13 protein-coding genes are annotated in these 13595 nt (G+C 64.6%); 1 reads left to right on the top strand and 12 read right to left on the bottom strand.

The window, feature by feature from the left end; genetic code table 11:
* The first annotated feature begins 138 nt into the window (after nt 1-138).
* Nucleotides 139-1503 (top strand): hypothetical protein, encoded by a 1365-nt coding sequence (locus tag AAK988_RS03520; RefSeq protein WP_369880429.1) that lies wholly within the window; start codon nt 139-141, stop codon nt 1501-1503.
* Nucleotides 1504-1772: 269 nt separating this feature from the next.
* Here the strand turns inward: AAK988_RS03520 and AAK988_RS03515 are convergent, their stop codons facing one another.
* From AAK988_RS03515 to AAK988_RS03460, 12 genes are all read right to left on the bottom strand, one after another.
* On the bottom strand, nt 1773-2153 hold the full coding sequence (locus AAK988_RS03515; RefSeq protein ID WP_207668500.1) for a NifB/NifX family molybdenum-iron cluster-binding protein: 381 nt from the start codon (nt 2151-2153) through the stop codon (nt 1773-1775).
* A gap of 157 nt (nt 2154-2310) precedes the next feature.
* A complete protein-coding gene (locus AAK988_RS03510; protein WP_369880428.1) occupies nt 2311-3822 on the bottom strand; it encodes an FAD-dependent oxidoreductase in 1512 nt (503 codons plus the stop codon).
* A gap of 162 nt (nt 3823-3984) precedes the next feature.
* A complete protein-coding gene (locus tag AAK988_RS03505) occupies nt 3985-5439 on the bottom strand; it encodes a helix-turn-helix transcriptional regulator (RefSeq protein ID WP_369880427.1) in 1455 nt (484 codons plus the stop codon).
* Between the two features lie 247 nt (nt 5440-5686).
* Nucleotides 5687-6796, bottom strand: a complete 1110-nt coding sequence (gene leuB, locus AAK988_RS03500; protein ID WP_369880426.1) for a 3-isopropylmalate dehydrogenase — start codon at nt 6794-6796, stop codon at nt 5687-5689.
* Between the two features lie 23 nt (nt 6797-6819).
* Complete coding sequence (locus AAK988_RS03495) at nt 6820-7314, bottom strand: 3-isopropylmalate dehydratase small subunit (RefSeq protein ID WP_304854114.1); 495 nt, start codon at nt 7312-7314, stop codon at nt 6820-6822.
* A 14-nt stretch (nt 7315-7328) separates the two neighbouring features.
* Nucleotides 7329-8615: a 3-isopropylmalate dehydratase large subunit gene (leuC, locus tag AAK988_RS03490; RefSeq protein ID WP_369880425.1), complete on the bottom strand. Its 1287-nt coding sequence runs from the start codon at nt 8613-8615 to the stop codon at nt 7329-7331.
* 176 nt (nt 8616-8791) lie between these two features.
* Complete coding sequence (locus AAK988_RS03485) at nt 8792-9064, bottom strand: FAD-binding protein (RefSeq protein ID WP_369880424.1); 273 nt, start codon at nt 9062-9064, stop codon at nt 8792-8794.
* Between the two features lie 67 nt (nt 9065-9131).
* Nucleotides 9132-10034, bottom strand: coding sequence for a peptidoglycan-binding domain-containing protein (locus AAK988_RS03480; protein WP_369880423.1), 903 nt, complete (start codon nt 10032-10034; stop codon nt 9132-9134).
* A gap of 1 nt (nt 10035) precedes the next feature.
* The gene (locus AAK988_RS03475; protein WP_160324833.1) at nt 10036-11091 is read right to left on the bottom strand and encodes a polyprenyl synthetase family protein; all 1056 of its coding nucleotides are present in this window, start codon (nt 11089-11091) and stop codon (nt 10036-10038) included.
* Between the two features lie 198 nt (nt 11092-11289).
* The gene (locus AAK988_RS03470; protein ID WP_242370297.1) at nt 11290-12012 is read right to left on the bottom strand and encodes a ferric reductase-like transmembrane domain-containing protein; all 723 of its coding nucleotides are present in this window, start codon (nt 12010-12012) and stop codon (nt 11290-11292) included.
* Nucleotides 12013-12063: 51 nt separating this feature from the next.
* A complete protein-coding gene (locus AAK988_RS03465; protein ID WP_369880422.1) occupies nt 12064-12798 on the bottom strand; it encodes a molecular chaperone TorD family protein in 735 nt (244 codons plus the stop codon).
* A 133-nt stretch (nt 12799-12931) separates the two neighbouring features.
* Nucleotides 12932-13594, bottom strand: a complete 663-nt coding sequence (locus tag AAK988_RS03460; protein WP_242370434.1) for a 4Fe-4S dicluster domain-containing protein — start codon at nt 13592-13594, stop codon at nt 12932-12934.
* Nucleotide 13595 lies beyond the last annotated feature (1 nt).

Raw genomic sequence — 13595 nt, 5'->3', positions numbered from 1 at the left:
TCCTGTCCTCGCCCTCACACGCCCCTCCGGCGTGTGAGGCTGTTATATCGAAGAGACAATCACCACGTCAACGCGCTCTCAATTTTTGAGAACGGAGCCGAGTCGGGCCTTCGCACGACGCCAATTCCTACAATGAATATGGGCAAGAAGGCTCCATGCACGTCGGGGTTCTTGCCTCATTCAGCGAAGGGAGGGAACACGAACGGGGAGGGATCGCCGCCCGTCGTTCTCACGGACGAGTTCCGCAGAATATGGGAGGCGGCAAATCAATCGTATCTGAGCTGGAGCGACCTCGACGGCTTTCCTCTGCCGCAGGGCGCATCGAAGCAATATGTCTGGAAGCTGGTAACAGCCCTTCGCCGGCATGCCGGCTTCGCGCTGCCCTTCCGTCCTTACGTGCACACCTCCGACGGAGAATCGGCATGGATAGCCCCCACGCATGACATGGAGCGGGCCCTCGCGCTTTTGAAAACCCAGGGCAATTCCCAGACCGTCGAGTACCAGACTTTTGCAGCTCTCCCCCTCTCGCGCAAGGCCGCGATCATGATCGACGACATTGGAGCCGCACTGACCATCGACGGATACCATGTGGACGCCAGTGAGGGCCTGAGTGCCTACCTGGCCCGCATACCTCCCCAGACCCCCGAGAGAGTCGCGATGTTTTCGCTGATCGAGCAATTCCTTGAGCCCATCGTAGCGGCTCCAGACCCCATAACCCCGGTCTACCTTGATTCACTCAACGGGCTCATCTCCGCCGCTCCGCCTTCGGTCGGTCTCGGTGCGAGCCAGCCCGTCTTAGCCCACATCGAGCAGCACCGCAGCCGGTATCTCAACCTTGACTACTACACGCCTGAGACCGTCAAGCACACCATCTGTGACATCTTGAACGATACCGCCTTGCACCCCATCGTGGCAGAGCTCCAGGCGCGCTATTTCCTCATCGCCCTCACCCCATACGCCACGGGCAATGCCGCCACATCACTTCTGCTGCGCAAGACATTTCTGGAAAAGCACAACCTCGGGCTGCTGGCGCACGCCTGCACCCTAACGGCCATAACGGCATGGCAGCAAGGCTCCTATGACCTCAATCTCCCGAGCTATGACGCCGCCCTTTCCCCGCACGACTGTGGGGAGGGCTTCGACGCCACCGAATTCACGCACTACAACCTCCTCGTGTTCGCGAACGAACTGCGCCAGATCAGGATAAAGGTCGCGCGTACCGAGGCAAATCTCGCCTCGGTACGAGAGCGCATCGCGGGAGCGCCCTTCCTCAACGCCCGGCAGAAGCTGTTGGTGAGCCAGATGGCGGAAGATCCTTTTCACGCCACCACCATCGAGCAGTTCGCCCAGAAGCATGACGTATCGTATTCAAGCGCACGCACCGATCTTATCGGCCTGACCCAGCAGGGCTATGCCGTGTGCGATCGCCCCGAAAGCGCCAACGAAGCCCTCACCTACCGAACGGGGCCCAAAACGCTTGCCCTTTTCCGCAGAGACGCGTAAGACAACAGCGAGCCCTTTCGCGGCACCAGGAGGAATTTGCCGCACGAAATGCCTGGTTATCCATGCATTTTCTGTCTTGCAAAACTCGCCTAAAATCGCCTAAAATTGCAAAAGAGCGTCCGCGATGGCGTCACCGAGGCTACATGCGAACGGCCACAATACGGCGATATGCGTTTGTGAGAGAAACCAGCGACAGACCCTTGCCGAGCGCAAAAAAAGCGCAACCGCAAACGGCTGCGCCTGGGTGGTTGATCTGCGTCAGGCAGATTCTAGTGGTGGTGCTGGCAGGCCTGGGAGGGATCCATGATGGGGGCCTCGCCGGCAGCCACGGCAGCCGCGGCATCGCCCACGACCGGGTGCACGTTGTCGAAGTACACGGTGATGCCCGCCTGGTTAAAGCCCGCAAGCGGACGGCCGCCCATACCCGCGGCCACGATGGCGTCCACGCCCTCGCCCGCCAAGAGGCCCACCGGACGCAGGCAGCCGCCCGACTCGTGGGGCGGGTTCTCCACCACGCCGGTCTCGGACAGCACTTTACCGTCCTCGATAGTCACGATGGTAAAGCGATCGCAGTGGCCGAAATGCCCCGCACGCTCGGCCGCAAGCCCCGCCTCGCCCATGGTGGGTACGGCCAGTTTCATCGTCGTCATACGCAGTTCCTTTCGCTCGATCTCTCTCGGGGTACCGCCCCATTTAACCGCAACTCAGAATAATGCGCAACGGGGAACTCGCGCAAAAAGCGGCCGTCCCGCGAACGGGACGGCCGCTTCACCCGGGCACCGGGGCGCCCGCGGAGGGGGAGGCTCCTTACAGGGCGGCCAGGGTCTCGCCGGTGTAGTAGCCGGTGGACATGCAGGCGGACACGCTTGCGAAGGACTGGAGCGCCACGGCGCCGGCGGCGTACAGACCGGGGATCTCCTCGTCATTCATGTCGAGCACCTGATTGTTCGGGCCCACCATAACACCGCCGGAGGTCTTGTAGCGGCTCACGTTCAGCTTCAGCGCATGGTAGGGCGGCTGCAGCGATTCGAGCCACGCCTTCTTGCCGAAGTCGGTGTCCTCGCCGCCGGCCACGAGCTCGTCGTAGCGGGCGAAGGTGGCCTTCAGGTTGTCAGCGGGCACGTCCATGCCCGCGGCCAGACCCTCCAGCGTGTCGGCCTTCACGTACACGTCCTCGTGGCTCTTGATGTTGCCCTCGACTGAGTGCGCGATGGCGCGGGCCTCGAAGGCGCGCTGGTCGAAGATGGACCACCACTGGCGATAGCCCGCGTCCACGGCGGCCTGGGCCGCGTCGTGGGACTGGGCCTCCTCGATGAAGCGCTTGCCGTTGGGCAGCACCAGCACGATGGGCGTCCAGTAGCCCCAGGTGGTGCAGTTGGGAATGTCGCCCATCAGGTTGCAGTACGTGAATGAGGAGTCCATGCCCACCATCTGTGCGCCGGCGGCCTCGGCCAGCTTGTGGCCCTCGCCGATGCAGCCGTGCACCATCTGGCCGTAGTTGGCCCACTCGGGCAGGTACTCCATGACCATCTCGCCGTTGTCGGCGAAGCCGCCCGTGGCCAGCACCGTGGCAGCGGCCTTGATGTCGGTCACCTTACCGGAGGTGGCGTCCTCGAAGCGGCAGCCGATGACGGCACCCTCGGGATCCTTGATGAGGGCTGTGGCACGCAGGCCGCAGCGGGTCTCCACGCCGAGCTCCCCCAGCTTCGCGGCAATGGGCTGCAGGATGTTGGGGCCGCCCGAGCCGATGCCATCACCGGGCAGGATGACCGAGCCGAACAGGCGCGGCAGCTCGGCCTCGGTGCAGGGCTCCTGGAACTTCGCCCCGAAGTCGTTGATGGCGGAGTCGACGAAATGGGTGTTGGCGTAGGTCTTGCCCTTCACCCACTCGCCGAACCAATCGTACTGCTCCCAGCCAGCGGTCTGCTTCTCCTTAATGGTCTCCCAGTACTCGTCCACCGTCAGGGGATTGCCGGCAGCCTGCTGAAGCTCGGTGCCTGCGGCGAACATGAAGCAGCAGGAGGTGGCGGAGTCGCCGCCGATCTGGGCCTGCTTCTCGGCAATAATGATCTTCTTGCCCGCCAGCGCCGGGGCCATGGCGGCCGCCAGACCGGCGTAGCCCGATCCGATGATGAGGATATCGACCTCATCGGTGAAGTTCACCGGGGCGTAGCCCACCAGGGCCGCCTCGCCGGTCTCGGCAAGCGGGGCCTCAGCCTCGCCGCCCGCGGGGCTGCAGCCCGCCAGGGCCGCGCCGGCTCCGGCGACGATGCACGAGGCACCGCCGATCTTCAGAAAGTCACGACGTGAAATCGTCATACGAAATCCCTCCCTTTCTAAGGATTCGCTCGCGATCGCCGTGCCCGACCCGCCCCTCCCCTTGAGCAAGCGGGCGCCGCGCCGACGGTGCGGCCGCACGAAACGATCTGTGCAGCGCGAAGTCTAGAAAAGAAGGGGAATTCCCGCTCCCCTAAAAATTGGTTATTTTTGAAACAAGTCGATGACCTGCTGTTTTCTGTTCACGCCAAGTTTAACGTACAGGCTCTTGATATAGCCTTGGGCCGTGGATGTAGATATGTGCAGTCCCTCGGCAATGCTCGCCGCGGTGTTTCCCTGGGCCAGGCCGACAAGCACGTCGCGCTCGCGGGGCGACAGATCGTAGCGCTCGACGAGCTCTTCCACCCGACCGGCGTGAAACTGCTCGAAAGTCTCCGGCTCCTTCTCCACCACCACTTCCACAACTTCCACCACGGGCTTCTGACGGGAATTGCGATAGCCCCACAAAAGCACCACCGCCCCCAGCACGTACACGCACACCGAACAGACGATAGACAGATGCACAAACGTGCCGCCTTCGGTCAGGCTTCCGAACCACCAGCCCAGCGCCAGACCGACCATCAGGCACAGGCGCATGCTGGCCGACAGTATTGCCGCCACCCCGTAGAGGCAATCCCCCGCACGGCGGCAAGCCCGTACCATGCAGAAGGTGGACAGCATCGCCGTGAACGTGTAAGCCGTGTAGATGATGGTGCTCAGCGAGCGGCCCCAGGTGTCGCCGAAGTAGGGCAATGCCAAAAATACGGCGATCACCCCGGGAAACACCGCAAGATACATGAAACGGCTGTGGGGAATGCGCGTGGCAAACACGACGAACACCGTCAGCAGCACGGCGCAGATGAGCGAGCCTTCCAAAGGCGCCTGGGTGGCAATGGTGAAAGACGAGTGACTCGTGAAGGCATACATGTTCACCAAGCCCGTCACCAGCTCGAACACCGCCACGGCCAAGATAGGCGTCGAGCACTCGCGCAGCGTGGCACGCAGCGTAGGCAGACCGCCGACAACTCTCGGGACAGAGGACACCCGCACCGCCGCTCGGCCCCACTGCATCGCGGGGATAAGCGCAAGGGCCAACGCGGCGCACAGGGCGGCGGCGATGGTCGGAGGCAAAAGACCGAGAACAAACGACCCCATCGTAAAGAGAAGCGCCGAGAGAGCCAGCTGCACAATGAGCACGATGGGCGATGCCGTGCCGACCAGCAGCTCCAGGGCCACAAACCCCACAACAGTGACCATCAGACCCCACAGCACCCCGAGAAACGACATGGCCACCGTCTCCCGCACGATCTCGTGGGGCACGAAGGCGACGATCAGATAAATAGCCGCGACCAGCACCAGCGGACTGCGAAATCCCAGGCCGTAACTGTGCAGACGACCTCCAGCGTAGAGCACGAACACCAGTGCGCATGAGATGAGGTTGCCCACTGCCGCGCCCACCATGAACGGAGGATTCGACACATAGCCCAAAGGACTGGGCTCCAAGCCGAAGTTGGTCACGTAGCTGGCATAGGCGAGCAAGCGATACGAGGCGTATATCGCCAGCGCCCCCAACAGGGCCGGTGTGAACAGCTGGCGCAAGTCGCCGAGTCGCTTTCCCATAGCCGCGGCGTCTCCCTCCCTTTGGTCGCCCTGGCAAGTTTGATCACCATAGCGCGACGCCGCCCTCAGTGCAAGTGCGGATGGGTCCTCCCGACAAACTACCCGCCCTGCGCGATCACGCGCATTCTGGAAGACGGAGGGCGCCCGAAGCGAGCGGCCTCCGCCTAAAGCCGTTGAGCCTGTGCGCCCGCCGAGCTCTTGCAAACGCTCGGCCACCAGGTACGCCGCGCCAAACCGCCAACGGCCCCTACAGGTGCGCCACCACCAGGTCGCCCATGCGCTCGGTGCCGACCACGTGGTCGACGGGCGTCTCGGCGTCCTTGATGTCGCCGGTACGCCAGCCCTCGTCGAGCACCTCAGTCACGGCGCGGCGGATGTCGTCGGCCGCATCGGCCATGTCGAAGCTGTAGCGCAGCATCATCTCCACCGACAGGATCTGCGCGAGCGGGTTGGCGATGCCGCGGCCGGCGATGTCGGGGGCGCTGCCGTGGCTCGGCTCGTAGAGCGCCACGCCATCACCCAGACTCGCGCTGGCCAGCATGCCGAGCGAGCCCGTGATCTGGGCCGCCTCGTCGGAGAGGATGTCGCCGAACATATTCTCGGTCACCACCACATCGAAGTCAGCCGGGCGGTTGATAAGCTGCATGGCGGTGTTGTCCACCAGCAGATCTTCCAACTCGACATCGGCGTAGGCCTCGTCATGCACGCGATGCACGATCTCGCGCCACAGACGGCTCGTCTCCAGCACGTTGGCCTTATCGACGCTGGTCACCTTGCCCCGACGCTTGCGGGCGATCTCGAAGGCCTGGCGGGCGATGCGCTCGATCTCGTACTCGGAGTACTCAAGCGTGTCGTAGGCCCGCTGACCCGGGGCACCGTCCACTCCGGCGGCCGGTTCGTCATAGAAGCGCTCGCGACGGCCGAAGTACAGACCACCCGTCAGCTCGCGCACGATCATCATGTCCACGCCGTCCACGATTTCAGGGCGCAGGGTGGACGCGTCGGCCAGGGCGTTGAAGATCTGCACCGGCCGCAGGTTGGTGTACAGCCCCAGCTCCTTGCGGATGCCGAGCAGCCCCTGCTCCGGGCGCGGGGCATTCGGGTCGGTGGTGTCCCACTTCGGACCGCCCACCGCGGCCAGCAGCACCGCATCCGACGCACGGGCCGCCTCCAGCGTGGCCTGCGGCAGAGGCTCGCCGGTCGCATCGATGGCCGCGCCGCCGATAAGGGCATCGGCGTACTCGAAGGCCGTATCGTACTTCGCGCCCACGGCGTTCAGCACCTTCACGCCCTCGGCGATAATCTCCGGCCCGATACCGTCACCGGGCAGCAGGCAGATCTTGTAGGTAGTCGTCATAGCTTCCCTCTTCCTCTCGCGCCTTAGTTCCCGAGCTTCTTCTGCCAGCGCGGCACCAGACCGCCGGCGTTGATGATCTCCATGAGGAACGGCGGGAAGGGCTGGGCCGTGAAGGTCGCGCCCGTGGTTTCGTCGACGATGACGCCGCTGTCGGCATCCACGCTCACCACGTCGCCGTTGCGGATGGCCTCCACCGCCTCGGGGCATTCCATGATGGCCAGCCCCGTGTTGATGGCGTTGCGGTAGAAGATGCGGGCGAAGCTCTTGGCGATGACCACGTCCACCCCGGCCGCCTTGATAGCGATAGGCGCGTGCTCCCGCGAGCTTCCGCAGCCGAAGTTCTCGTCGGCCACAATGATGTCGCCCGGTTGCACGTTGTTCACGAATTCCGTGTCCAGATCCTCCAGGCAGTGCTTGGCCAGCTCCGCCGGGTCGGAGGTGTTCAGGTAGCGGGCCGGGATGATGACGTCGGTGTCGATGTCGCGGCCGTAGCGGTGCACGGTTCCCTTGAATTGCATGAGGCTTCCCTTCCCTATTCGGCCGCGCAGGCGACCGGCTCCAAGTCTTCCGGAAGGCCGATGTGGCCGAGCACGGCGCTGGCGGCGGCCACGGCCGGCGAGGAGAGGTACACCTCGCTCGTGGGGTCGCCCATGCGGCCAACGAAGTTGCGGTTGGTGGTGGCGATGGCGCGCTCGCCGGCGGCCAGGATGCCCATGTAGCCGCCCAGGCACGGCCCGCAGGTGGGGGTGGACACCGCACAGTGGGCGTTGATGAAGATGTCCATGAGCCCCTCGGCGATGCACTGCTGGTATACCTGCTGGGTAGCCGGGATGACGATGCAGCGCACGTCCGGGTGCACCGTGCGTCCCTTGAGTACCGCGGCGGCCTGGCGCATGTCGTCCAAGCGGCCGTTGGTGCAACTGCCGATGACGGCCTGGTCGATCTTCACGTCGCGGGCCTCGGCCACCGGGCGCGTGTTGCTCGGCAGGTGCGGGAAGGCCACCGTCGGCACGATGTCGGCGGCGTCAATCTCGATGACCTGGGCGAACTCGGCGTCCTCGTCGGAGTAGTAGGCGGTGTAGGGGCGCTCGACGCGACCGTCCATGTAGGCGCGGGTCACGTCGTCCACGGGGATGAGGCCCGCCTTGCCGCCGGCCTCGATGGCCATGTTCGAAATGGAGAGGCGCTCGTCCATGGGCATGGTCGCAATGGCGCTGCCGGTGAACTCCATGGCCTTGTACAGGGCGCCGTCCACGCCGATCGTGCCGATGATGTGCAGGATGACGTCCTTGCCGGTCACACCCGGAGCAAGCTTGCCGTTAATGACGAATTTAATGGTCTCGGGCACCTTGAACCAGGCCTTGCCGCAGGCCATGCCCACGCCGGCGTCGGTGGAGCCCACGCCCGTGGAGAAGGCGCCCAAGGCACCGTAGGTGCAGGTGTGGCTGTCGGCGCCGATGATGAGGTCGCCCGCGCCCACGACGCCCTGCTCGGGCAGAAGCGCGTGTTCCACGCCCATGCAGCCCACCTCGTAGTAGTGGGAGATGCCCTGCTCGCGCACGAAATCGCGCACAATCTTGGCCTGCTCGGCGCTCTTGATGTCCTTATTGGGCACGTAGTGATCGGGCACGAGGATCACGCGATCGGCGTCGAAGACGCGATCGGTAATCTCGCGCACGGTCTTGATGGCGATGGGGGCCGTGACGTCGTTGGCGAGCACCAGGTCGAGATCGCATTCGATCAACTGGCCGGGCACCACCTCGTCGAGCCCCGCATGGGCGGCGAGAATCTTCTCCGCCATGGTCATGGGACGAGTCAAGGGAAGCTCCTTTACGCAACGCAAACCTTACTGAAAACCGCATAATTGTAGCACCGCGTCAATTTCCAATCGGTTTCCCTGCGGCCATCTGCGAGAATTTCCACGTAAAGGAGTCGCCGGCGCCCGCAGAGAGGAACGGGCGCCGGCGACTTCGCGAAAAATGGGAGTTGTCTGGCTTACTTCTCGGCGAGCATCTTGCCGACCATACGGCCGAAGGTGACGCACTTGCCCGCGTTCAGGCCCGCGGCCAGGTTCGGGTAGGTGCCGTTGTAGAAGCACCCGCCGTCGTTGCTCACGGCATAGACGCCCTTGATCACCGTGCCGTCCTCGCGCAGGGGCTGCAAGTCGTCGTTTACCACCACGCCGTCAGTGGTGCACAGGGTAAAGCCGCAGGACTTCACCGAGGCGTAGAACAGGGGCGTGCGCAACTCGGACAGGCGGAAGGGCATGCAAAAGCGCCGCCCCGAAGGGCGGCGCTCGAGTGTCAGCGGGCAAGAGGGGCGGCGGTGCCCCGTCCTATTCCTGAAGGGCCGAGCAGAGGGCGTCCAGCAGGGTGATGGCGTAGTGCTGGGCAGAGCGCTCGGGACCCGCTTCCAGCCACACCTTTCCCGGCAGCAGCACCGAGACACGGGGCCACGGGGCATCGCGAGCCACATCAGCGGCTGAAGTCAGACGCAGCGCCAGGCTATCCTCGTCCTCGTAGGACACGAGCGGCACGCCCGCCTCCGCATCATCGGCCGAGAGCAGCACGTGCACGAGCATCATGGAGGCATCGGGGGGCACCGACAGGCTGTCGGCGCTGATGATCTTCGAAGCGGGGTTCGTGGCCACGGCCAAATTCGACATGCGCGAAGCCACCGACCGCGAGAAATCGTCGGTGCCGAACAAACACACGGCGTTGCGCTCCAGCACGTCGGCCGCCCGAGCAAAGCCGAGGTGGCGCGCCGGGCTGTGAGTGGCCTCCTTCCCCACCCACGAGTGGGCGAGGTTGCGCAGGGCCCCGTAGGTGTAGGCCCCGGCGATGCCGTCGGAGGGCAGCCCCATGTTCAGCTGGAAGCGACGCAGGGCATCCTCGGTATGGGCGCCGAAGATGGCGTCGTCGGCCCCGTAGAAGAATCCGAGCGCCCCCAGAGCATGCTGCAACTCGTAGACATCATGGCCGTGGAAGTAGGGCATGCGCAAGTACAGCGTGCGGTCGCCCAGGTTGAACGAGGCGTCCACCAAAGCCGACCACACCTTCTCCGTCACCTCCTCGGCCACCGGCAGCGAAACCGTGGCGCAGAATGCAGCCAGGGCCTGGGTCGTGGCATCGTCGAAGGTGCCCGAGACGGCATCTTCGGAAAGGTGCCCGATGCGGGCGAGGCGCTGCTGCACGTCCTCGACGGCGGCGCCGGTATCGTTGCGCTTGATAGGCTCCATGTTACTTCAACCTGTTCACGAACCAGTCGGCCATGGACACGAGCAGATCGCGGTAGGGCGACGGCTCGATGGCCGCCACCAGCCGTGCCTTCGCGTTCTGGCTGAGTTCCTCGGCATAGGTGCGGGCATATTCCACGGACCCGGCCTCCTCCATGATGGCCACGGCCTCGGCCAGCACCTCGGGATCGCGCTCCTTCGCGGAGAGGATCTCAATCAGGCGCTCGCGGGCCGCAGGCGCGGCGTTCTGCAGGGCGTGCACCACCACGAGCGTGCGCTTGCCCTCGGTGATGTCGCTGCGGAAGTCCTTCTTCTTGGCCTCGTCGGTGCCCACCAGGTTCAGAAGGTCGTCCTGGATCTGGAAGGCGAGGCCGGTATCGAGCCCGTAGCTGCGCAGGGCCCCCACCTGATCCTCGGTGGCGCCGCCCACGATAGCGCCCACGGCGAGCGGAACCGCGCCGGAGTAGTGGGCCGTCTTGTGGACGGCCATGGTGAGGTAGTCCTCGGGCGTGATGTCGTAACGGCCATCGCGGGCCCAACCCAAATCGAGGGCCTGGCCCTCCACGGTACGGCAGGTCATGGCGATGAGCTCGCTGATGACGCGCACCTTGGTGGCATCGTCGAGCAGCGGATCGTTCACCACCGGCCCGTTCACCATGGAAAGCGCCAAGTCGCCCATGTTGATGGCAAGCCCCAGCCCCTCGGTGAGGTGCAGGCAGGGCTCGCCGCGGCGCAGCTCGGCCTCATCGGCGATGTCGTCGTGGATAAGGGCCGCGGAATGGAAGTGCTCGATGGCCGCCGCCGACGTGGTGGCGCGATCGGGATCGCCCCCCACGGCCAGGCAAGCCGCATAGCAGATGAGCGGGCGGTGGCGCTTGCCAGCGTTCTCGCTGTACTGGTACAGCGGCCCGTAGAGGTAGCGGTCCATATCCCCGTGGGTGCCATGGGGAATGTAGCTGTTGACGAGCTCCCCGACCGGATCGGCATAACTCCTGAGATAGGCTTCGAAACTGGTGGGCGTCTCATCGACGCCGGCGAGGATGTCTGAGATATTCTTCATAGCGCTTTCTTGCCAGAGGGCGGTCGTTTCAGCATCGAATCATAATACCACGGCCAACCCACCGCCGCCGCGCCGATCAGCCCATCGACAAGAATGTAAGATTCTACGGCGGCTCCCCAGCACCGCGCTCACGTCCCGCCCAAATCCCGCTCGCGCCCCACTCGCGCCCTGTCGACCTCCCGACGAGGCGCAGGGACGCTACGCACAGGTTGCGGGAGCGTCGTCGAGTTCTCGGGCCATCGGGGCCGCGCCGTGCCCGGTACCGCGATCCAAGGTTGCCCGCCGCACGCGCAGCACGGCGTAGGCACCGAAAACCATCGTGTACGCAGCCACGCTCGCCACCGCCGCCTCGCCCCCGCGGCTCGCCGCCGGTGCCAGCATGAGCATGAGGTGTACGTACACCAGCCCGAAGAACACGTAGGCCCAGCGCTGCAAGCGCTTCCAGCTCTCGGTGCGCATGTGGCGCTTCACGAAGCCGAGCGACGTCGTGCCTAAGACCAGCAGAAGCACCAGCAGCGCCACCGCCACCACCAGAGCACCCACCACGTTGGAGCCCATGGCCGACCCAAGACGCGGCGCGTAAGACGCCAGATACACCGCCATGTGCCCGCAGGCCAAAATGCAAGCGATAATGGATAACTCGCTGCGCACCGGCTTCAGCCACTGGTGAGCACGCGAACCCTTCACAAACACGCCAACATACATGACCACCACAAACAGCGCCAGCGACAGCATGCATTTGCCCATAAGCAGCGTGAGCGGCCCCATCACGGCACGGGGAAGCAACCCCTCGATACCGACGATGTAGGTGACATCGGCCACCACGGCCAACCCGTAGAACGCCACCGGCCACTTATGCAGCGGATGACGCAATGCCACTGAAGCCGCGCAGGCCACTGCGAGAACCAGGAGAAAATCCATTTCAACCACCTCTCTCACCACCCCGAAGGGCATCTCTTCAAGCCGCCGACCTCAGCCGATGCCGCAGCCATCCTCGCCGCCGCTGGCGCAACCCCTCTCACTGCAGGCCGTCACATCAGCTCCAATAGCCTCGACCAGCGCCAGACCTGCGGCGGCGAAGGCAGCGTACGGGGAGGCCTGGGGCAGGGCGGGCGCCTCCGCCTGCGTTTGCCTCATGAACGCGGGGAGCCATTGCGAGCCGTGCTCGGACCAAAAGGCCGTGATGCGCACCCGCCACCGAGCAGCATCGCCCCCGCGGCCCTCGTGCAGCGCCGCAGCCAGGCTTCCGTACAGATACGACAGGAACGAGAACTCGCTCCATACGCTGTCGGAGGGTTCGCGGCGAGCATCGACGGGCATCACCCCCGCCTCCCGCATATGCCGCTCCACATCGAGCTGGCACGGGGAGCGGAAGAGCGCCGGCAATCCCAGGCGACCGTCGCAATCGTGGCGGAACGCCGCCTCGTAGGGCCACAGGGCTGCCTCTCCGCCCGGGAGCAGGTAAAGCGTCGTGTGGGCCGCTCGCAAATCGTCGAAGACCTGATCGGGCTCTGCGTCATAGAGGGTTTTGAGAGCATCAGCCGACTTCGCGACGGCTCCCACATCGGCCAGACAATCCTGGGCGTCCTGAAGGAAGCTGCCATCGCAAAGGGCTGCAGCCAACGCAGGGGCGGGAAAAGCAAAAGCGGCCGCCATGAGCTCACAGCCATCGGCAAAACCCACGACCCTCATCAAATCAGGATCCATGATCCACTTCCCCTCCCTCTTATTATGGCTCCGCGGCCATGCCCCAATCAGAAGGCAAAACGCCAAACCTCCGCACAAGACGGTGAAGCAGAGCCCCGGGCGAGGGGGCTCCCGAAAGGGAGCCCCCCATCGATTACCTCAGATAGTAGACCCGCGGCTCGGTGCCGGCCGCCTCGTTGAAGAACGCGCAGTCGCGCCCCTCGATGGCCAGGGACACCTCTGATTCCGGATCATCCAAATCACCCCAGTAGCGGGCGCGACCCGGGCATAGCTGCATACAGGCGGGCACCTCGCCCCGATCGATGAGATTGTGGCAGAAGGTGCACTTCTCCATGGTGCCGGCCTTGTGGGCCGGGGCATCGGCCTCGCCTACGGCCATGTCGAGATAGAATTCGGGAGAATCGCCGATAAGTGTCCGCACGCCCTCGTAGGGACAGGCCTTGGCACATGCCTCGCAACCGATGCACAGCTCGTCATCGACCCACACGATGCCGTCCTCGCGCTGCTGCGTGGCGCCAGTGGGGCACACCGCCAAGCAGGCGGGATGTTCGCAATGCTGGCACTGCATGGGAAGGAACCACAGCGTCGGCTTATCGTAGGTGCCCCCCGCGCAATCGGCAGCCAGGCTGCCCGTGGCCGTGGCCTGGCCCATGGTGGTGAAATCGTCGTCGGTCTTGGTGTACACCACATTGAAGTGCATGCCGACGGGCAGGTTATTGGCGATCTTGCAAGCGGCCGCGCAGGTCTGGCAACCATAGCAGCGATTCAGGTCGATGGCCATTCCGTAACGTGTCATG

Origin of the sequence: Adlercreutzia muris, assembly GCF_041223505.1 — a bacterium.
GTDB classification, from domain to species: domain Bacteria; phylum Actinomycetota; class Coriobacteriia; order Coriobacteriales; family Eggerthellaceae; genus Adlercreutzia; species Adlercreutzia muris.
This window is presented reverse-complemented; position numbering and strand designations above follow the sequence as displayed.